20 protein-coding genes are annotated in these 21,414 nt (G+C 31.6%); 10 read left to right on the top strand and 10 right to left on the bottom strand.

Annotated features, from left to right (window positions below; genetic code table 11):
- The first annotated feature begins 21 nt into the window (after positions 1 to 21).
- The 5 genes from tgt to dnaB all read left to right on the top strand — a co-directional run bounded on the left by tgt (position 22) and on the right by dnaB (position 5,955).
- Positions 22 to 1,152 (top strand): tRNA guanosine(34) transglycosylase Tgt, encoded by a 1,131-nt coding sequence (tgt, locus tag QWY99_RS15245; protein WP_290266460.1) that lies wholly within the window; start codon positions 22 to 24, stop codon positions 1,150 to 1,152.
- Positions 1,153 to 1,231: 79 nt separating this feature from the next.
- On the top strand, positions 1,232 to 2,320 hold the full coding sequence (locus tag QWY99_RS15240; protein ID WP_290268237.1) for an LptF/LptG family permease: 1,089 nt from the start codon (positions 1,232 to 1,234) through the stop codon (positions 2,318 to 2,320).
- A complete protein-coding gene (locus tag QWY99_RS15235) occupies positions 2,307 to 3,194 on the top strand; it encodes a DMT family transporter (RefSeq protein ID WP_290266459.1) in 888 nt (295 codons plus the stop codon). The genes QWY99_RS15240 and QWY99_RS15235 overlap by 14 nt, the downstream gene beginning before the upstream one ends.
- 116 nt (positions 3,195 to 3,310) lie before the next feature.
- Positions 3,311 to 4,264: an acetyl-CoA carboxylase carboxyltransferase subunit alpha gene (locus tag QWY99_RS15230; RefSeq protein ID WP_290266458.1), complete on the top strand. Its 954-nt coding sequence runs from the start codon at positions 3,311 to 3,313 to the stop codon at positions 4,262 to 4,264.
- Between the two features lie 140 nt (positions 4,265 to 4,404).
- Positions 4,405 to 5,955 carry a replicative DNA helicase gene (dnaB, locus tag QWY99_RS15225; protein WP_290266456.1) on the top strand — a complete coding sequence of 517 codons (1,551 nt, stop codon included), beginning with the start codon at positions 4,405 to 4,407 and terminating at the stop codon, positions 5,953 to 5,955.
- Positions 5,956 to 6,045: 90 nt separating this feature from the next.
- Here dnaB and QWY99_RS15220 read toward each other — a convergent pair whose 3' ends face one another.
- The 5 genes from QWY99_RS15220 to QWY99_RS15200 form a co-directional block, all read right to left on the bottom strand.
- Positions 6,046 to 6,567 carry a hypothetical protein gene (locus QWY99_RS15220; RefSeq protein WP_290266454.1) on the bottom strand — a complete coding sequence of 174 codons (522 nt, stop codon included), beginning with the start codon at positions 6,565 to 6,567 and terminating at the stop codon, positions 6,046 to 6,048.
- Between the two features lie 114 nt (positions 6,568 to 6,681).
- Positions 6,682 to 9,291 carry a T9SS type A sorting domain-containing protein gene (locus QWY99_RS15215; protein WP_290266452.1) on the bottom strand — a complete coding sequence of 870 codons (2,610 nt, stop codon included), beginning with the start codon at positions 9,289 to 9,291 and terminating at the stop codon, positions 6,682 to 6,684.
- Positions 9,292 to 9,326: 35 nt separating this feature from the next.
- Positions 9,327 to 10,253 carry a methionyl-tRNA formyltransferase gene (locus QWY99_RS15210; RefSeq protein WP_290266451.1) on the bottom strand — a complete coding sequence of 309 codons (927 nt, stop codon included), beginning with the start codon at positions 10,251 to 10,253 and terminating at the stop codon, positions 9,327 to 9,329.
- Positions 10,254 to 10,256: 3 nt separating this feature from the next.
- Positions 10,257 to 11,408 (bottom strand): ABC transporter substrate-binding protein, encoded by a 1,152-nt coding sequence (locus QWY99_RS15205; RefSeq protein WP_290266449.1) that lies wholly within the window; start codon positions 11,406 to 11,408, stop codon positions 10,257 to 10,259.
- 54 nt (positions 11,409 to 11,462) lie between these two features.
- A complete protein-coding gene (locus QWY99_RS15200; protein WP_290266447.1) occupies positions 11,463 to 12,020 on the bottom strand; it encodes a phage tail protein in 558 nt (185 codons plus the stop codon).
- Between the two features lie 318 nt (positions 12,021 to 12,338).
- On the opposite strand from QWY99_RS15200, the gene QWY99_RS15195 reads away from it, so the two are divergent.
- From QWY99_RS15195 to QWY99_RS15175, 5 genes are all read left to right on the top strand, one after another.
- Positions 12,339 to 12,743, top strand: a complete 405-nt coding sequence (locus QWY99_RS15195) for a hypothetical protein (RefSeq protein WP_290266445.1) — start codon at positions 12,339 to 12,341, stop codon at positions 12,741 to 12,743.
- A 9-nt stretch (positions 12,744 to 12,752) separates the two neighbouring features.
- Positions 12,753 to 13,394 (top strand): hypothetical protein, encoded by a 642-nt coding sequence (locus tag QWY99_RS15190; RefSeq protein WP_290266444.1) that lies wholly within the window; start codon positions 12,753 to 12,755, stop codon positions 13,392 to 13,394.
- 279 nt (positions 13,395 to 13,673) lie between these two features.
- A complete protein-coding gene (locus QWY99_RS15185; RefSeq protein ID WP_290266442.1) occupies positions 13,674 to 14,465 on the top strand; it encodes a sensor histidine kinase in 792 nt (263 codons plus the stop codon).
- Between the two features lie 123 nt (positions 14,466 to 14,588).
- Positions 14,589 to 15,254, top strand: a complete 666-nt coding sequence (locus QWY99_RS15180) for a response regulator transcription factor (RefSeq protein ID WP_290266441.1) — start codon at positions 14,589 to 14,591, stop codon at positions 15,252 to 15,254.
- A gap of 317 nt (positions 15,255 to 15,571) precedes the next feature.
- Entirely contained in the window at positions 15,572 to 16,831 is a 1,260-nt protein-coding gene (locus QWY99_RS15175) for an asparagine synthetase B (RefSeq protein ID WP_290266440.1), read from the top strand.
- 3 nt (positions 16,832 to 16,834) lie between these two features.
- Here the strand turns inward: QWY99_RS15175 and QWY99_RS15170 are convergent, their stop codons facing one another.
- The 5 genes from QWY99_RS15170 to QWY99_RS15150 form a co-directional block, all read right to left on the bottom strand.
- A complete protein-coding gene (locus QWY99_RS15170; protein ID WP_290266439.1) occupies positions 16,835 to 17,638 on the bottom strand; it encodes an endonuclease/exonuclease/phosphatase family protein in 804 nt (267 codons plus the stop codon).
- Positions 17,639 to 17,934: 296 nt separating this feature from the next.
- Positions 17,935 to 18,342: a hypothetical protein gene (locus QWY99_RS15165; protein ID WP_290266438.1), complete on the bottom strand. Its 408-nt coding sequence runs from the start codon at positions 18,340 to 18,342 to the stop codon at positions 17,935 to 17,937.
- Positions 18,343 to 18,754: 412 nt separating this feature from the next.
- Positions 18,755 to 19,423, bottom strand: coding sequence for a response regulator transcription factor (locus QWY99_RS15160; RefSeq protein WP_290266436.1), 669 nt, complete (start codon positions 19,421 to 19,423; stop codon positions 18,755 to 18,757).
- A gap of 9 nt (positions 19,424 to 19,432) precedes the next feature.
- Positions 19,433 to 21,145 carry a tetratricopeptide repeat-containing sensor histidine kinase gene (locus tag QWY99_RS15155; RefSeq protein WP_290266435.1) on the bottom strand — a complete coding sequence of 571 codons (1,713 nt, stop codon included), beginning with the start codon at positions 21,143 to 21,145 and terminating at the stop codon, positions 19,433 to 19,435.
- A gap of 52 nt (positions 21,146 to 21,197) precedes the next feature.
- Entirely contained in the window at positions 21,198 to 21,374 is a 177-nt protein-coding gene (locus QWY99_RS15150) for a hypothetical protein (RefSeq protein WP_290266434.1), read from the bottom strand.
- Positions 21,375 to 21,414: the final 40 nt, after the last annotated feature.

Here is a 21,414-nt window from a genome sequence, read left to right as displayed (position 1 = left end):
TGCCGACTGAAAAACGTGTATATGAAGTTTGATTTATTACAAAAAGATCCGCAATCAAAAGCTAGAGCGGGAAGTATTACTACTGATCACGGAGTTATTGAAACTCCTATTTTTATGCCTGTTGGTACTGTTGCTTCTGTTAAAGGTGTGCATCAGAGGGAATTAAAAGAAGATATAAACCCGGATATTATTCTTGGGAATACATATCATTTGTATTTGCGTCCAAAGACAGAAATTCTTGAAAAAGCTGGAGGATTGCATAAGTTCATGAACTGGGACAGAAATATATTGACTGATTCTGGTGGATATCAAGTGTATTCATTGTCTTCGAATAGAAAAATTAAAGAAGAAGGAGTTAAGTTTAAATCTCATATTGATGGTTCTTATCATTTCTTTACTCCAGAGAATGTAATGGAAATTCAGCGTACTATTGGTGCTGATATTATCATGGCTTTTGATGAATGTACGCCGTATCCTTGTGATTATCGTTATGCGCAACGTTCTATGCATATGACGCACCGTTGGTTGGATCGTTGTATCGGTCATTTAGATAAATTACCATTTAAATATGGATACGAACAAACATTTTTTCCTATTGTTCAGGGAAGTACTTATAAAGATTTGCGTCGCCAGTCGGCTGAATATATTGCTAATGCTGGACAGCAAGGAAATGCTATTGGTGGATTATCGGTAGGGGAGCCTGCTGAAGAAATGTATGCAATGACAGAAGTTGTTTGTGAAATTTTACCAGAAGACAAACCTCGTTATTTAATGGGTGTTGGAACTCCAATTAATATCTTAGAGAATATTGCTTTAGGGATTGATATGTTTGATTGCGTTATGCCTACTCGTAATGCGAGAAATGGAATGTTGTTTACAGCAAATGGATCTATAAATATCAAGAATAAAAAGTGGGAGGCAGATTTTTCTCCAATTGATGAAATGGGAATTACTTTTGTGGATACAGAATATTCAAAAGCGTATTTACGTCACTTATTTGCTGCTAATGAGTATTTAGGAAAACAAATCGCTACGATTCATAATCTTGGTTTTTATATGTGGTTGGTTCGTGAAGCAAGAAAACATATCTTAGCAGGAGATTTTAGACCATGGAAAGAAATGATGGTTAAAAATATGAGCCAAAGACTCTAAAAAGTTAAAGTTTTTTTAGTTTCAAGTTTCAAATTTACTGAGGTAAGATGAAATTTGAAATATGAAACATAAAAGATATATGCTGACAATAATAGACAAATACATCTTAAAGCGATATTTAGCAACTTTTACAGTAATGTTGTTGCTATTTATTCCGATTGGGATTGTAATTGATGTTTCGGAGAAGATTAATAAAATGCTAGAGAACAAGATTCCGTTTTTGGATATTGTTGTTTACTACTATAATTTTACTATTTATTTTGCTAATTCTCTGTTTCCGATATTTTTGTTTTTATCGGTAATTTGGTTTACTTCAAAATTGGCTAATAATACGGAGGTTATTGCAATACTTAGTTCTGGGATATCTTTTTCGCGGTTTTTGAGACCTTATGTTATTGGAGCTTCAATTGTTTCGGTATTTGTGTTGTTAATGGGGTTTTATATTGTTCCTGCTGCAAGCGAAGGCTTTAATAATTTTAGGTACACGTATCTTAAAGGTGGTGGAAAAGAAGCCATGCACGGGAATAATACAAATGTATATAGACAAATAAATGATAATGAATTTATCTATGTAAATAGCTTTAATGATGTCTCTAAAACTGCTTTTAATTTTACGTTAGAGAAGTTTAAAGGAGAAAAGCTGGTTTCAAAAATCACAGCAAGCCGTATCCAGTGGAATCCTAAAGATAGCACGTATACGATGTATGATTATACAAAAAGAACGTTAGGGGAACTAGATGATAAAATTGAAAAAGCCCCAGAAAAGAAAGCGGTATTTACATTTGATTTAGAGGACTTAACTCCTGTGGTTTATATTGCTGAAACGTTGAGTATTGGTAAGTTATATAATTTTATAGAAAAAGAAAAAAAACGTGGTTCTGGTGACATAAATGTGTACTTGGTCGTTTTGTATAAAAAAATAAGTGTTCCGGTTTCGGCATTTATTTTAACCATTATTGCAGTTGCAGTTTCCTCGATGAAACGTCGTGGCGGAATGGGAACGAATTTAGCTATAGGAATTGCACTTGCTTTTGCTTTTGTGTTCTTTGATAAAATATTTGGAACATTAGCTGAAAAATCAACTTTCTCACCATTATTTGCTGTTTGGTTCCCGAATATTGCTTTTGGAGTTCTAGCAGTTTACTTATTACGTAATGCAAAACGATAAATTAAAAAGTTATTTAAGTCTTCATTTTATAGTTTTTATATGGGGGTTTACAGCAATTTTAGGAGCATTAATTACTATTAATGCTGAAGCTTTAGTTTGGTATCGAATGCTTTTGGCAGGTATTTTTTTAGGAACATTTATTGTTTTTAAAAAAGAATCTTTTCGAGTTCCTGTAAAAGCTTTTTTTAAGCTGACTTTTGTTGGATTACTAATTGCTTTACATTGGATATTTTTTTTCAGAGCGATTCATGTATCTAACGTTTCGATAACACTTTCGATATTTTCATTGGGTGCTTTTTTTGCCTCTTTATTAGAACCGATTTTTTTTGGAAGAAAAGTGTTATGGTATGAAGTATTCTTTGGGCTCATTATTATTGCTGGTTTAGCTTTGATAATGCAAGTCGAAATTCAGTACTTAAACGGAATGTATTATGCTTTGGCTTCTATAATTTTAGGTGTCTTGTTTACATTAATGAATGGGAAATTAATAGCCGATCATGAACCATCAGTCATTACTTTTTATGAATTTGGAGCAGGTGTTTTTTTTATATCTATTTACTTTTTATTTCAAGGTAAATTTGCAGCTGAATTTTTTACATTATCAATGAATAACTGGCTGTTAATACTGCTTTTGGCTTCGGTATGTACTGCTTATGCATTTACTGCTTCGGTAAAAGTAATGAGGAAATTGACACCTTATACAGTTATGCTTACAACTAATTTAGAGCCCGTTTACGGAATTATTTTAGCCTATTTTATACTTGGTGGAAAAGAGAAGATGAGTACTGAGTTTTACATTGGTGCAATAATAATTGTAATCACAGTTATATTAAATGGTGTTTTTAAACACTATAAAAAAGATGATAAAGGTTAATTATTTAACTTTTTCACTCTTTATTTTTTTATACTTTAATACTAAATAAACACGCCAAACAATATAATATTTTTATATTTGCGGTTCGATTTAAAAACAAAAATTCAAAAAATCCTATGGAATATTTAGATTTTGAACTTCCAATCAAAGAATTAGAAGAGCAGTTAGAAAAGTGTGTTATCATTGGGAAAGAATCAGATGTTGATGTAACGCCAACGTGCAAACAGATTAATAAGAAATTAGAAGAAACTAAAAGAAGTATATATAAAAACTTAACTGCTTGGCAGCGTGTGCAATTGTCAAGACATCCAAACAGACCTTATACATTAGATTATATTAAAGCTATGTGTGGAGATACTTTTTTAGAACTTCATGGAGACAGAGGTTTTAAAGATGACAAAGCAATGGTTGGTGGTTTAGGTAAAATTGATGGGCAGTCATTTATGATTGTTGGTCAACAAAAAGGTTACAATACTAAAACACGTCAATACCGTAATTTTGGTATGGCAAATCCAGAAGGATACCGTAAAGCGTTGCGTTTAATGAAAATGGCTGAAAAGTTTGGTATTCCTGTTTTAACTTTAGTAGATACTCCAGGTGCATATCCAGGTCTTGAAGCGGAAGAAAGAGGACAAGGAGAAGCTATTGCTAGAAATATTTTTGAAATGGTTCGTTTAAAAGTGCCTATTATCACCATTATCGTTGGAGAGGGTGCATCAGGAGGAGCTTTAGGAATTGGAGTAGGAGATAAAGTGTATATGCTTGAAAATACTTGGTATTCAGTAATTTCTCCAGAGTCTTGTTCTTCAATCTTATGGAAAAGCTGGGAGTATAAAGAGAAAGCTGCAGAAGCATTAAAATTGACTTCTTCAGACATGAAAAAACAAAAATTAGTTGATGATGTTATTCCAGAACCATTAGGTGGAGCTCATTATGACAGAGAAACAACATTTACTACTGTTATACAATACATCACTAAAGGATATAAAGAATTAAAAGATTTATCAACAGCCGACTTAATTGCCCAAAGAATGGACAAATACAGTAAGATGGGCGAATTTAAAGAATAAATTCTTACAAATTTATAAAAAATCCGAAGCCTTATCGTTTCGGATTTTTTTTTGGTTTTAAACAATATACATTAACTTATAAACAATTAATCGTAACAACTAGATGACTTTTCTCTTCTAAATTTTGTTACATTCGCTATATGGAAAACTTCAAAAATATAAACCCAATTAAGGTTGATAAAACCGCAATTATTAATTTAGAAAAAGGGAAACTTCCCCCGCAGGTACTGGAGTTAGAAGAGGCTGTACTTGGAGCAATGATGATTGATAAAAAGGGTGTTGATGATGTAATTGATATTTTACAAGCAGATGCTTTTTATAAGGAGGCGCATAAATATATTTTTGAAGCAATTGTGCAACTTTTTACTGAGACGCAGCCAATCGATTTATTGACTGTTTCTGCTCAACTTAAAAAAAATGGGAAGTTAGATTTAGCAGGAGGCGATTTTTATTTAATTCAGCTCACCCAAAAAGTGGCATCTTCTGCCCATATTGAATTTCACTCGCGAATTATACTTCAAAAATTTATTCAGCGTAGTTTAATTCGAATTTCATCTGAAATCATTGAAGCATCGTATGATGAGACTACAGATGTTTTTAATCTATTAGACCAAGCTGAATCAAAATTATACGAGGTTACGCAAGGAAATATTAAACGTAGTTCTGAAACAGCTCAGAGTTTGGTATTACAAGCAAAAAAGAAAATTGAAGAAATTTCTAAACAAGAAGGATTAAGTGGTGTTGAAACTGGTTTTACTAATCTTGATAAACTTACTTCTGGATGGCAACCAAGTGATTTAATTATCATCGCGGCAAGACCTGCGATGGGAAAAACGGCGTTTATTCTTTCGATGGCGAGAAATATTGCAATCGATTTTGGACATCCAGTGGCTTTGTTTTCTCTAGAGATGGCATCAGTACAGCTTATTACGCGTTTGATTTCTTCTGAAACTGGATTATCATCAGAAAAATTACGTACGGGTAAATTAGAGCCTCATGAATGGACAATGTTGAGTACCAAAGTAAAGAACTTAGAGAAAGCACCTTTGTTTATTGATGATACACCATCACTTTCGATTTTCGATTTAAGAGCAAAATGTCGTCGTCTTGCTTCTCAACACGGAATTAAAATTATCATTATTGATTATTTGCAGTTAATGACTGCTGGAGGAAATAATAAAGGAGGAGGAAATCGTGAGCAGGAAATCTCGACAATTTCCCGAAACTTAAAAGCTTTGGCAAAAGAACTTAACGTTCCTGTTATTGCACTTTCTCAGTTATCGCGTGCTGTTGAGACCCGTGGATCTAGTAAGCGTCCTTTGCTATCCGATCTTCGTGAATCTGGAGCAATTGAGCAGGATGCTGATATCGTTTCGTTTTTGTACCGACCAGAATATTACAAAATTGAAGAATGGGATGATGATGAAGCTTCGCCAACAACTGGTCAGGCAGAAATTATGATCGCTAAACACCGTAATGGTGGTATCGAAAATGTTCGTTTGAAATTTATAGGACACCTTGGGAAATTTGATAACCTGGATGATTTTTCAGGTAATTATGACGATTTACCTTCTAAGATGAATGTTGATGATAATAATCCATTTGTAACTAAAAATCTTCCTTCTCCAAATGAAGCTTTTGGTAGTAACTTTAATGACGACGATGATGATGATAGTGATGTGCCATTTTAATACATTAAAATGATATAAATATAAAAACGAAAAAGGAGAAACTATCAGATTGATGGTTTCTCCTTTTTTTATGCTAATTATTACATTTAACTAAGACGCTTTCACCAAGTAAAAATTGAATGTTGATGTAATTGTATTTACTTGTTCTTTATTAATAGGGCGATATTCAGGTTTGTATCCTGGATTATACTGCCATTGATCACTATGAACATTGCATCCATTTTTAGTAACGTAAAGATTTCCATTATAAGGTTTGTATCCTGGTGCGTTAATCTCAAAATTTAATTTTTCAGATATTTTTCCAGAATTTGTAAAACCTGTATAAATAGAATATTCTCCATTTAAAGCATTTAGAGAATTATTTTTGGAATAAAAACGATTCCTTTTTGCACTTATCTTTATATCAGTATTAATGGGAAGATTTGTTTTGGCATCTAAGACTAAACCTTTAATTATTATTGTTTTTCCTATTGCAAGTGCTGGTATCAAATTTACGTTAGTAACATTTTTTTGAGTTGTTGTAGCTGTCGTTGCTAATATAGAATCTGTTGATAATATTAAAATACCAGAAGTTAATAGACTTGTTTTCTTTACAAATAATCTTCTTTCCATATAGTTTTTTTTTGGATAGTATTAATGAAATTGAGTCACAATGACGTTTACCCTCTTGTACATATTAGTGGGTAATTAATTAAAAGGGGACGTTTTAATATCCCCTTTTATGGCTTATTTTTTTAGTATTAGTTTATAAGTAGCTGGTTTGTTGCCTTTCATTTCACGAATGAAATATATACCATCACTTAAGTTTTCCACATTAATAGTGTTTGTATTATCAGCAGTTACTTTAGCAGTTTTTACAACTTGCCCTGATTGATTGATAATGCTTACATCTGTGTCATGATCTGATTTTATGTTTACAATACCTTGACTTGGATTAGGATAAATCATGAACTTAGATTTTTCTTCAAAGTCTACAGTTGCTAGGCTAGTTACATTTACACATGGAGCAAGAACGGTACAGCCATTTAAAGTTATAGCAACACCATAAGATCCATTTGCTGTTGGTGTAAATGATTGACCAACTTCTCCGATAATATCAGTACCAGGACAAGTGAACCATTGATAAGTTGCACCAGCTTGATCTGCAGTTAGAATATTGCCAGAACGGGTAATGGATAAAATACTTGCTGTAGGTTCTATAATGATGAAATTTTGAGTTGTAGTACAATAGTTACTATCTGTTACAGTTACAGTGTAAGCTCCTTGTGTAAGACCAGTTGCTTCATTAGCATTTCCTCCAGTAGGAGACCAAGAATAAGTATAACCACCAGTACCACCAGATGCAGTTACTGTAGCTATTCCATCAGAGCCTCCATTGCACGAAACATCAGTTTGTGATGCAGATGTTGTAATTTGCGAAGCTGAGGTAATAGTGAAACTCTGGTCTTTCGAACAACCATTAGCATCTGTTACATTTACCGAGTAGTCTCCAGGAGTAAGCCCAGTTGCAGTTGCATCTGTTCCACCAGAAGGAGACCATGAATAGGTGTAACTTCCAGCACCTCCGGATACGCTTACAGTAGCCGTTCCGTTTGGATTTCCAATACAAGAAGGGGTCTGTGAAGGAGTAATTACGATTTCTGTAGCAGGTTGAATAGTTACAATTTGTTGTTTACTACAACCATTACCATCTGTTACTGTCACCGTATAAGGCCCAGCAACAAGTCCTGATGCCATTGCAGCTGTTCCACCAGAAGGAGACCAAGAATAAGTATATGTTCCAGAACCTCCGGATGCTATTACTGTAGCCGTTCCGTTAGATCCCCCATTACATGATACATTGCTTTGATTTGTTACTCCTGTTGTAATTTCCGTAGAAGACACAATAGTGAAACTCTGTTGTTTGGTGCAAAGATTTGCATCTGTTACAGTTACCGTGTAGGTTCCAGGAGCTAATCCAGATACTCCAGCAGTTGTTTCTGCTGAATGAGACCAAGTGTAAGTGAAATTTCCAGCACCTCCAGATACGCTTACAGATGCTGTTCCGTTAGAAGTTCCAATACAAGAAGGAGTTTGTGTAGGAGTGATAACTATTGGTATTCCTGTTTCAGTAATAGTAAAGGTTTTTGTAGTCTCACATCCTATCTGATCTCTAACGGTAACTATATGTGTTCCTACCGCTAGGTTCGAAGCAATTGCTCCAGTTCCACCAGAAGGAGACCAACTGTAGGTATAGTTTCCAATTCCTCCAGTTGGAAAAACAGAAGCCCTACCAGTAGCGGTACCGGGACAAGCAATATTATCTTGAGCACCAGTTAAGGTTATGTTAGAAACATTTAATGTAGCAAAATTTGAGTTTGCAAAACATGTAGGTACTCCATTAATAGCTACAGCTCTATATCTGTATCCTGTCATTGCTCCCGTTGCTCCCGTTATAGTTAATGTAGTAGTAGTAGCTCCAGAATAAACACCTCCGTTTGTAATATCAGTATAAGTTCCTAATCCAGTTTGATCTACTTGCCATTTTGTAGCAGTAGCTCCAGTCGCAACTATTGAAAAATTAGTATTGTTGCCGTTACATATAGATCTGTTTGGTGGGTTAGTAGTTACTACAGGTGAAGTACAAGCAGGCGTTTCAAACAAACGGAAGTTATCTATAGCAAACTCTTGTGTTTGTCCTCCATTTGCAAAAGCATTTAAACGTATTTGTAAAGTTGTACCAGTCCCTGGGATATTTGCAGTGAACTCACCAAAATTATAACTTAATGCAGTTCCATCTCCGATTAAATCTCCTGTAGTTTCTAGTTTTAACGACTGACTCTCATCAGCTGCGCTAGCATAAAAAGCCAATAGTTTTGTCCAAGCGCCACCATCAATTTGATATTCTACTATGACATAGTCTTGTTGATCTCCACTATCAGGTCCTTGCCACATGTTTTGGTCATTTGCTGCAAAAAAACCTTTAAAAGATATTCCGCTTTTTCCAGCAATGCTAATGTTTGGCCATGTAACTTGTTGATTAGCAGGTGCAGATGCATTAGTACATGATGTGCCCCTATCAAGATCTTCTCCAGCCCATATTTTATTACCTTGAAAGTTTGTGTAGCTTGTGTTGGGGGCTATAAGGCTATTAAGAACAATTCCTGCAGGAGTAGTTCTAAAAAAATAAGCTGTAGCAGGTACACCACAAGAAAATTCAATTGATGGGACTCTTACACCAGAGCTTGGAGCTCCAGTATCTTCAAATGTGTCGGACCAAAATTGCGTTTGCGTATTCCCCTTAGTGTAGAAGAGGCAAAGCATTATCGTAAAAATTAAAGTAAAGTTCTTTTTCATAATTCAATTGTTTTAAATTAGTGGGGGTATAATAATTAGTTTAATTTTAGGGTTAATAATGGTTTTAATAATTTGTATTGTTTGGCTGTCATTATACCTGCGTCTGTACTAAGTATTTTTATAGCAATTTGTTTATTGTCTTGACAGGCTACATCTATTGTTTTTTTTATAGAAATAATTGTCCCAGGTACTTCTTTATGAGGTTTATCTAGTAATTTTGCTGCAATTATTTTTACTTGCTCATCCATTAAAGTAGCGTCGGCACCTGAATTCCATGGGTTACATGCGTTAATTAAGCTTATAATTTCTTCAGCACTCTTACGTTTCCAATTTATGTAAGTATCAGCTAGTTCCGGTTTTTCATAATAATACGCTAAGGTTGCATCTTGAGTCTGGTTAGGAATATTATTTGCAAATTGTAGCATATTTGCCATATTTAATGCAATTTGAGACAGGCGGTCACTTAATCTCATTGTGAGGCTTCCATATGTATCATTTTTTTTAATTTTTATAGTGTCATTAAAAATTATATTTCCTTCGTCAAATTTTTCATTCATGAAATGAGCACAGATTGCTGTTTCTGTTTCTTGATTTTTCAATACTTCAAAAATTGGCATCGGCCCACGATACTGTGGTAATGGAGCAGGATGAAAATTGATGAATTTGTTAGTGCCATATGATAAAACAGACTCAGGAATTAAAAATGGAAATGAAATACAAAATATATAATCAGGTTTAATACTATCAATCCAGTCTCTCATTTCTTCCATATTTTTTTTTGATGGAAAAGATTTAAAACCTAAATTATTGTTTTGGGCTTCACTTTCTAAAGCATCTATTATTGAATTATTACTTTTTCCTATCCCAATTGCGCATATAAAGTTTTCATATGCTAGTAATTGTAATGTTTTAAATGCGAATTTCCCTCCACATAATACCATTATCTTTTTCTGTATTTCCATATATCAGATGCAGATGTAACTGTTATGCCAAGCTGATGTAGCTTGATCTAATTCTTGATTTACTAACTTTTTGTAATATTCATTTACGTCTATTGCCTCACCTTCTAATTGTAATTCACATTTTCCATCTAGATCTGCAATAACTGTTGCTTTGTATAAAGGAGCGATAGTAGTATTCGTCTTTGGATCAAAATAAATTCGTCCCCTTGGACTTATAAATGAGAATGAGTGAAGTTCTTTAACGATATCTACTATATTATTTTTATGCTTTTTAGATAGTTCCAGTATTTTTGATACAATAAATGCGCTTTCCCAACTCAGTAATGAGAAGAGATTAGGTGTTCTACCTAATTCTCTTATTGTTTCAATAAACATTTCATTTTCGGGTGTCTTTATTTTTTTAGACCAAGCAGCAATGCCTTTTACATTTTTACCTGGATAAATTGAATTACCCAACGTTGTTTCTTCTAAGCCAAAAGGAGTTAAATAAATCGGTATATTTTTTCCTTCAAAAGTGTTTTTAATCTGTTTAAAATACCATTCAATGTAGTCTCCACTAAAAATGCTTAATAATGCACTATCTGGATAATTATTTAAATGTTCTTTTAAAGGTTCCATTGTAAAATCATTGGACTGGTAACCAGTTACATGATTAAATAATATTGTTCCTCCAGTATCTTGAAATGTTTTAGAGATGCTATATGTATGTAAATATCCTCCATCATAATATCCAGTGACCATTCCAGCATTTTTATATCCATCATTTGTTGCTTCTTTCGCGGCAAGCGAAGCTCCTAAAGAATTATGCAAAGAATGATAGATAATATTTGGGCAAGATGGCCATTCATTTGGCATATTTGCACCAGCATCTAAAACAATCAATATTTTATTTGCTGCAAGAAAAAGAGGGCGTAAGAGTTGTGCTGTCCGATGTCCTATATAAGCAATTACAATTGATGCATTTTCTTCAAGTAAAAGCTTTTCAGCACTACGGTAGCATTGTTGTTTATCAGCTCCAAATCCTATATTTTCAGTAACAATTTTAATTTCATTTAGCCCCAAATAATTTAATCCAGAGCGGAGACCTTCATATAAATCAAAACTTATATTTTGATAGTAGGTAGATCGTGCTAGCAAAATTCCTATAGTTTGCATATGTCTTAAATAGTAAAAGAGGAAATTCCCTTTATGATAATTCCCTCTTTATAATTAGTTTCTACTTGGGAAAATACCATGTATAGCAATAGAGTAATTTATCGTTAAATAAGGATTAGATATGTCTAAAGGTATGCCCGAACCTGTTATGTCTGTGTTTCCTGTAATTGCGGTTCCTCCAGTGAAAACATTATTAGTAGCTCCATTTCCAGAATAAGTTGATGCTTTTGTGGTGGCGGGGAAGTTTCCTTCGGCAGAAGATTCATCAGCGTTAGCAGAAGATGCTTTAATTTTTACAGCTACATTATTCAGAGTGTGAATATGTGGAGGAATGTTTGATGTTAATATTGAAAGAGCTGTATTACCTCCTGATTGTCCCATTACAAAGCTTCCTCCCAAAGAGCTTTGTCCTTGCCCAATTGGCATACGACCTTGTAAATTAGGAAGCGCAAAAGTTGTTTGTCCATTTCCCCCATAGTAAGTGCCTATGAGTGAGAATAATGCTGTGTTTTGTTGAATACCGATAGTTTGACCTTGACAGGTAAGATATCCTTGTGGTGCAAAGTTGAATGCGAAAATTTTAATTTCTCCAACAAATGGTTCTGTAGACATAGTTTTTTAGTTTAATTAGTTAAATTCAAAATTATATTATTATGAAATTACGGGAACACGTATTTATACGTGTTTTTATAATAAACATGTAACTTGTTACTTATCAGTAAGGTGTATGTTGTGTTTTGGAATTATCACAATAAAATTATATCTTTAATAGTATTGGTAATGTTAAAAAAAAGTTAAAATATAAAATAATTTTAACTTTTTTTAAAAGTGTATACTTAATAATATATTTTTTGTTAAAAGGATAAAAAACTGTAGTTTAGCGATTATATTAACAACCTAAGTTTAATTATAATAAACAAAATCTAAATTATGTCAGAAAACAAAAAATTAAGAGAAAAAGACACCGAAATTTCTTTAGAAACAGCTGAAAAATGGACAAAAAAATGGAAAGATCCAAAAAATGAAATTGAGGGTAAGAATAAGGTACGTGCCTTTTTAATTCCAAAAATAAATTTAGAAATGGTTTTAGCGCAAGGAATAGATGCTGCGAGAGCTTACATCGGGATAAACGATGAAGGAGTACAAACATTAATGATTGTAGGAACTAAATACAACGAAAAAACGCTTATTTACGAAGATATGTTACCTAAGAGTTCCGAGAGTAAAGACAGTGAAGATAGTGAAGGTGTTAGTGCAAAAGCTTTGCCTCCAGCTATTTATGATTTTAGCCTACCATGTCCTCCACAAGGTGACCCATCAAGCCCTTTAAATTAAAACTAATTTATGTATTCATTTCTTGCTTATTTTGGTTTTTTCCTTTTACTCATTAATTTTATTGCATTTGCAATTGGCCTTTCTAAAAAACAAAAATGCTATTTGATATTTACAGCTTACCTTTTTTTAATTCTATGTATTCAAGTTATTACTCTTGTGTTGAGGAAATTAGGATTGAATAACCTGTTTTTGTCACATTTTTATTTTATTGGGCAGTTTATTATGCTCGGTCTTTTTTATTATAATTTATTAACTGATAAATTTCAGAAAAAAGTAGTCAAGATCACAGGTGCTATGGCTCTATTAAGTTTGGCTATCCAATACATCATTAGTCCCGATTTACTTTTTAAATTCAATTTATACGAAATATTCATAACTTCATTTTTATTATTAATTTTTGCAACTTTCCATTTTTACAACATGTTGAATAGTAAAAAAGAATTTTATTATATCAACATAGGTATTATGATGTATTTATTTGGAAGTACAATTCTATTCTTAGTTGGTAATTTATCGGTAATGCTAAGTTCCGAATATTATAAAGTGCCTTCACGGATAAATTATTTTTTATATGTAATCTTTCAGATATTTATTTTAGTTGAATGGAAAAAAAGTTTCTATAAAAAGAAGGAAGCAAATTCCCTGAATTAGTTTTACTTGATTAAGTAACGTTAAATTGTTTGTTTTTAGAGCAAAAAAAGCTACATTAAGTAGAAAAGGATAAGAAAAGAGTTACTTCAAATTAGCTAAAGATGAATATGTAAAAAGAATGTGGCATCAGACGCCATAAACAAGTAATTAAACAAAAGATCTTTGTCAAAATGTATATTTTGGCAGAGATTTTTATTTTTTAGGCATTACAATTATCGGCTTAAATGTGATATTTATTTGTAAATTTGCTTTAACTAATAAGAGAAAAACTCACGATATATGAATTCAAGCCCAATTCCAGATAGTGAAATTGTAGCTATAATTGTTTTTGGATGTTTATCATTCATATTGATGGGAATTGTTCTCGTATTGTTTTTTTATTTTTCAAGGAAGAAAATTATAAAAGAGCAATTAGCAAGAAAAGATTTAGAAATTCAGTACCAAAAAGAGCAAGTTCAGGCTGTTATTATAACTCAAGAAGAAGAGCGCAAGCGTATTGCTCAAGATTTGCATGATGATATTAGTTCTAAACTCAATGTAGTTTCATTAAATAGTTATTTACTGCGTGCTTCAAACTTAACCGAAAAAGAAGTAACGGAAATTACAGGAAATATTATCGACCTGACAGCAAAGGCACTTGATAGTTCTAGGAAAATTGCTCATGGTTTATTTCCACCCGTTTTAGAAAAATTTGGATTGCACGCTGGAATAGAAGAATTATGTTTGGAGTTTGAAAGTAGTAAAGCAGTTAAGGTAGATTATAATAACGAAGTTCAATTTGATGAAATGTATAAAGACAAGCATTTGCATGTTTTTAGGATTTTACAAGAACTGATGAATAATTCATTACGTCATGGTAAAGCGACTCAAATTTCTATTTCCTTTGAGGATAATAAAGGTATAAATACAGGTTTATATTCTGATAACGGAGTTGGCTTCGATAATAGTAACCCAGAGAATCTGAAAGGACTTGGTATGAAAAATATAGAAAGTAGAATCTCTTTTTTGAATGGAACTATTTCTGTAAATTCTGCTTTAAACAAAGGAGTTTCAATAGTTTTTACTTTTTAGAATCATTTTTTATTGTTTAAGTATACATTTTTTGTATTTTCGCAGGGTAAATTCCTTTTTCTTACTGTTATTAACCTCTAAATTTGTTAATAACATGAAGGTTAATTAGTGATATTTGAAAAAATGAAAACTCCTATAAAAATAATTTTAGTTGATGATGAGATTTTATTTCGTAAAGGAATAATCTTTTTATTGGAACGAGAAGAAAATTTTAAGGTTGTTTTTGAAGCATCAAATGGGAGTGAACTAATAGCTTATCTTGAAAAAACAACTAGTCAACCGGATATAATTATCATCGATTTAAAAATGCCAGTTTTAAATGGAGTAGAAGCAACTAAAATTATTCATAAAAGTTTTCCTGATATTAAAATTATCGCTCTAACGAGTTATGATACTAAATCATTTGTAGCAAATATGTTACAAGTTGGTGCCGTTTCTTATTTAATAAAGAATGCAACACCAAAAGATTTAATCCACACAATTAATGAAGTAAGCTCAAAGGGATATTATTATAATGACAACGTACTTAACATTATTCAAAATATTGCCAAAGCAGGAAAAAATACAAGATGTAATCTAGATACTAATTTTCTTTCGGCACGTGAAATAGAAGTCTTACGATTGATTTGTTTGCAAAAAAGTACAGCTGAAATTGCAGAAGAACTTTTTATTAGCCCTAGAACTGTAGAAGGACATCGTAATAATTTATTACTTAAAACAGAATCTAAAAATACTGCAGGTTTAGTTGTCTATGCTATTCAAAACGAAATTACTGCTCTCGCAAATTAATAATTTTAATTAATTTCACTACTAGCTAAAAATTGAATAGATAAAATGTAATATAGTATTATTGTTAGTACTAGTAAACAGATGCCTATTTTCCGAAATAAATTCGTATGTTTAGATTTGTTATTTGTTTCATTAAGTTTCATTGCTTGAGTTTTCATAGTTAATTAGTAGTCGGTTATGTAGGATAACAAATTTAACTAGACTTATTGATGAATTTATGCGTGTTTTTACGTGTTTTTACGTGTTTTTACGTGTTTTTATTTGACAATGAATTGAACAATCTTATTGAAAGTGGATAAAATAAAAATACATTTAAAATGAAATATTATATTGCTTACGTTTTATTCTTTTTATTATCATTTAGTGGAAAGGCTTCGTTTATTTTACTTCCAATGGATGAAACTACCCAACAAAATCATCTTAAAGCATATGGAATTACTTACTGGTGTTTGAGTAAGAATTATAAAGCCAGTTGGTTACTTAATTATAGAGGAGGTTCCTTTCTATTACCAGATACAGAAGAGATTCGTAAAGAATGTAAAATAAGAGGGGTAAGTTTTGAAATACTTTCTGATAGTGAAGAAAATTCTATTTTAAATGAAATTTCAAGTCCATCTCAAAATATGGAAACCGTAATTCTTGAAAAAGCTCCTAAAATAGCTGTTTACACTCCTAAAGGAAAACAACCATGGGATGATGCCGTGACTTTAGTATTAACATATGCAGAAATTCCTTTTACACCAATTTATGACGAAGAGGTTCTAAGTGATCAGTTATTATTATATGATTGGTTGCATTTACATCATGAAGATTTTACCGGTCAATATGGTAAATTTTATGCAGCTTATAAAAATGCACCATGGTACATTGAGCAAAAGAAAGATGCAGAAGCATTGGCAATAAAATTAGGATACGATAAAGTAGCAAAAGAAAAAGGAGCAGTAGCTAAAAAAATTAGAGATTTTGTCATTGGTGGCGGTTTTATGTTTGCAATGTGTTCAGCAACTGACAGTTTTGATATAGCTTTGGCTGCAGATGGTGTTGATATTTGTGAAGCAATGTTTGATGGTGATGCGAGTGAACCCAATTATCAATCTAAGCTTAATTACGCGAATTCATTTGCTTTTAGAGATTATACATTAGAGCGTAAACCAGAAGTTTATGAGTTCTCTGATATAGATATGACTCCCAAAAGACGTATTTCAATGGAAAAAGACTATTTTACTCTAATGGAGTTTTCAGCAAAGTGGGATCCAATTCCGAGTATGTTATGTCAGAATCATACACAATTAGTAAAAGGATTTATGGGGCAAACTACCTCATTCGACGCAACTTTTGTTAAGTCGAGTGCTTTGGTAATGGGAACTTGTGAAATTAATGGAGAAGTTAGATATCTACATGGTGAAAAAGGGAAAGGTATGTTTACTTTTTTTGGAGGTCATGATCCTGAAGATTACCAGCATAAAGTGGGAGATCCACCGACAGTTTTAGATTTACATCCTAATTCTCCAGGTTACCGATTAATTCTGAATAATGTATTATTTCCAGCTGCTAAGAAGAAAAAACTTAAAACTTAATTTTTAGTTTAAAGAAAACTCAACCCATATCGGAATGTGGTCTGATACTTTTCTGGCTTCTTTTAAAGAATTAAAAGTTTCGTAGAAATGTATTATTCCTTTATTTATAATCTTTATTTTTGAAGAATGATAAAATATATTATCAAATTCAGAGGCTAAACATTGGTTGTTAATACATTTTTGTTTCAAAGACGTTTTTTGATTTTCGAAAGTTGGTAAATAACCCATTTTTTTCAGTGGATTGAAAACGGTATGGGATTGTGGGCAATTAAAGTCACCTACAAAAATCAAGTTCAGATTTGGGTATTGCTGAGGTAAAAATTTAAAATATTTAATTTCTGTTTCAGGTTGTTTACTTTTTGTAATTGCATGAAAACTTACAATTGTAAATTTTTTACCGTTCTTTTCAAAAGTTGCATAGTAAGGTTCTCTATCTATTTCTTCTTCGTATTTTTTTTCGAGCCATGGTTTTCCGATTAGCTTTACTTTGTTCGTTTTCCAGATAAAAGCATATCGTTCTTTTTTGTATGCACTGCTACTTGTTGGATTGCTTATAGAATAATCCCACTTATTTCCGTTTCGATTGAGTTGGTCTACAAGTTTCGCTACAGCTTGTGAGCCTCCATAACCAGCTACAACCTCTTGAATTGCAATAATATCATGGTTTTTTATTGTATTGGCAATAAAGTCAATTTCTTGTTCTGTTTTTGATTTTCCAAAGTTTTCAATGTTCCAAGAAAGTACTTTTGTTTGGGAATATAGAAGTGTGGTTAATAATAAAAATAGGATTGTAAACTGGATTTTCATTTAAAGGTATTAATTTTCAAATATAAAGATTATCCTAGATTTTTTAGTCTTCCCATCCACAAAGTGTCAAGCCATATTGTTGTGCTTGCTTTAAATTAACCTTTGATGTTTGGCTTTTACACGCAGTTAAACCACGACAAAATTCTTTATAGTGATATTTTTTTGCACCACGAGGACCGCAAATGTAGACGTTAGTTTCTACTAGACTAAATGATGTTAGACTAATAAAAATAATTGATATTATAAACTTCATTTTTTAAATTTATTGTTAGTATTTATTAATCTACTACCAGAATCTATTCGTTTCCGTTTTCATCCGAAGCTCTTAATTTTCCATGATCAATCCATTCAACCTTTATATCAATTTCTTCATCAATATTACTTACAATTATTCCTGCACCATATTTTTTCTCAGTGTTTATAATTCCTGAAACTAAATTCCCATCTTGGTCATAACCGCTTACATTATACGTGTATTCGTAATTTGCTGGTAAACCAGTACGATATTCATACTGGTAATTTATATTCTTATGATATGTTTTTGCTTCTTCAAGAGTGATTGTTTTTACATCATCTGGAGTAATAGCAACTTTATAAAACAGTTGAGTTTTGTTTTTTTCTACTTTTAGAGACTCATTTTTACAACCTATTAATCCTAAAAAAAGACTAGAGATTAGAACTTTAAAAGAAGTGGCGTTGTTCATTTTATTTAGAAAAAAGCTATTTTGTTTTAAATCAAAAAAAGCGTTTTTTTAGTAATGGTAGTGCGGGGTAAAATTATATTTTTCGATACCGATCTTTAAGGGCAAGTATTAATAGTACTACTTGGAATATTATAATTGCTGGAATAAATAATAATTTCCAGTCTATGTTAATATAGCCAGATATTGCTCCTAATACAGTTATTCCGTAAGATAGAATGAAGCAGAGAAGTATTGTTTTAAATATTAATATATTTTTAGGAGAGATAATCTTTGCTAAATATTTTTTTGATAGTAGTATGAAATGGGAATTCTTCATTAGATAATGATTTGGTTGCCCAAAAATAGAATTAAATAATTGAGCATCCTTACGGTAATCCGTAAAGCGTGAAAAGGATGCTATAATTAATTCTGATTATACTAAGCCCAAGTCTTTAGCAATAGCTACAAGGTGAGTCGGATTATTTGCCTTGAAATAAATTTTTAGTTTATTAAGACGTTTTTCGATGGTGCTTTTACTGTTAGGAGTAATCCCCATTTCTTTAAACTTCCCTTCCATGCTTTCTTGAGATATACCTACAGAAAGATATTTGATAAGTTGAATGTCGTAGTTGTCTATCTCATTTGCAGTTTTGTCTCTAAGGATGTAGTTTAATTCTTGAGAAAGATATTTCTCATCAGTATTAAAAGCATTTTCTATTGCTTTTTTTAATTCAGGAATACTATTGCGTCCTTTCATTACAAAACCATTTATGTTGTATTGGTTAAACAATTTCTTAATGCGATATGATTTATCTTCAATAGAAAATGCAATTATTTTTATGTCAGGAAATAATTCTTTTACAGCAGCAATAAGTTCCTCACCAGATTTTAAATCATTTTCTCGATAATCAGGTTTAAATGATAAATCAGTAATTAATAATTGATAAGGATTGTTATCAAAGTGTGCTTTTTTCATTTTAAGAAAGGCATCATCACAATATTTAGCATAGTCAATTTCGGGAACATCAAGTTCACGAAGCACTTGTACAACCGCAATATCGTTAAAATCTATATCTTCTGCTATCAAAACTTTTGTAAACATATACTTAAATTATTTTGGAAATGAAATTTTTACTTTTAAACCTTTATTAGGTTCCGATTCAAAAGTAAGAGTTCCCTTTATATTGTGAATACGGTTTTCCGCATTTTTAAGACCATTTCTTAAATTCATTTTTTCACTGAAACCAATTCCATTATCAGAGTATTGAATTTGAATATGTTTTTCATTTTCCTCAAAACCAATAACAACAAAGGTACATCGGCTGTGTTTTTTCATATTTACTAATAATTCTTGTAGTACGCGATATAATGCAATTTTCTTCTCAGCTTGAATTTTAGACCAGTTAATAGCATTACTATTGTTTATAATCACGTTTGTTTCATTGCCATTGTAACTAGATAATATTTCCTTTAATTCATTCTCGAAATTTTCTCCAGTATCAATAGTGCTATTCTGTCTTGAAATGTTTCTAGTTCCAGAGTATATTGTGTCTAAATTTGAAAGAAGAATTTCTTTATTTTCAGATGTAGACAGATCTTTGGTCTCTGCCAAAACAATAGTGTGATATACATCATTGGCAAGTTCATCATGGAGTTTTTTAGAAATTCTAATTTCAGACTCATATATTGCCGCAGTTTTTTCTCGTCTTCCTTTTGTTGTTAAATAATAATAAAGGAAAAAAACAGATCCTAAAACAAGTCCAATTATAATGTATAAGGTTAAATTTCTATTTTTAACCTTTTCCAATTGTAATGCATTCTCAGCTTTTTGGTTTTTCAGTTTTAGATTTTCTTCGCGATCAAGTTTAGAATCGTATTTAATTTTTGCAAATTGATTTTTAGCTTTTTGTCTAGATTTACTTATACTCTCATTTACTTTTAAGTAGAGTAGAGTCTTCTTTTTTAATTCTTCGCCTGTTGAGTTCTTGATTATTAATTCGAGTGCGGTCAAGCGATCATCTATGTTATTAGTTTCGGTAGCTTTTTGATAAGCTATATTCGCATATTTATTTGCAAGTTTATTATTTAAATTTGAATATAATTCTGCAAGATGCATGTAACTCGTCGTTAATCCGAAATCATCATTTATTTTTTCTCTTATTATTATCGATTTGTTGATATATTCTAAAGCTTTTGGGTTACCATTTTTATAATAGGAATAGCCTAAATTGTCAAGTATCCGAGCTTGATTCTTAGGATCACTTATAATACTTTTTTTTTGACTTAGAGCGTAGAGAATTTTTTCTGCTTGTTTGTGATTATTCTTACCTTGATAAACGACAGCAATATTGTTTCTTAATATGTCCTTTTGCAAATCTATTTCAGCAAATGTAATTGCTTTGTTGTAATTATAAATAGCATCATCATATTCATTTAATCTTTCATAGTTGATCCCTAAAATGTTATATACAGCGCATTTATAAAAAGGATTAGTTGTTTTTGTAAAAAAAGGGATTGCTTCTGTTACACTAGTTTCACTGCCAAAATAGTCACCTTGTATTTGCTGTATAGCAGCCATTTTTAATAGTGAGTAGATTTTTTTTTCTTTTTCATTAGTATTACATACCTGTTTAGATTTACTATAATAGTAAAAAGCACTATCATATACTTGGTTTTCAGTATGCTTATCTGCTAAGGATAAAAAAGAACTATAAGAAGAGTTATTTTTTGGGGTCACATTTAGATTAGACTCTTTTTTGCAAGAAACAATTGTTAGAATCATTATTAAAATAAAAATCGGGAAATGGACTTTTTGAAGTTTCATTTCCCGAAAATATGAAAATTATTTACAATATTCTAGTTGAATTGTAATTGAATTATTTTGGTGGTGGGATTGGTGTTTGACCATTAGCTCCTCCGCCTGTATCAACCATAGAAGCATTGATGGCTACTGGTTTGTTAGTGTTAATTGCATCTTCAACATCATCATTAGTACATGAAACAAAAGCTAAGTTGGTTGCTATAAAAAGCGTTAGTATGAAAATTCTTTTCATCTTCTTAAGTTTAAAATTTAGACATAGACCAGCCTGTTCG

The sequence above is a fragment of the Flavobacterium branchiarum genome, assembly GCF_030409845.1.
In the GTDB taxonomy this organism is placed as follows: Bacteria; Bacteroidota; Bacteroidia; order Flavobacteriales; family Flavobacteriaceae; genus Flavobacterium; species Flavobacterium branchiarum.
Note: the sequence above shows the minus strand (reverse complement) of the source record. Positions and strands in the feature narration are given on the sequence as shown.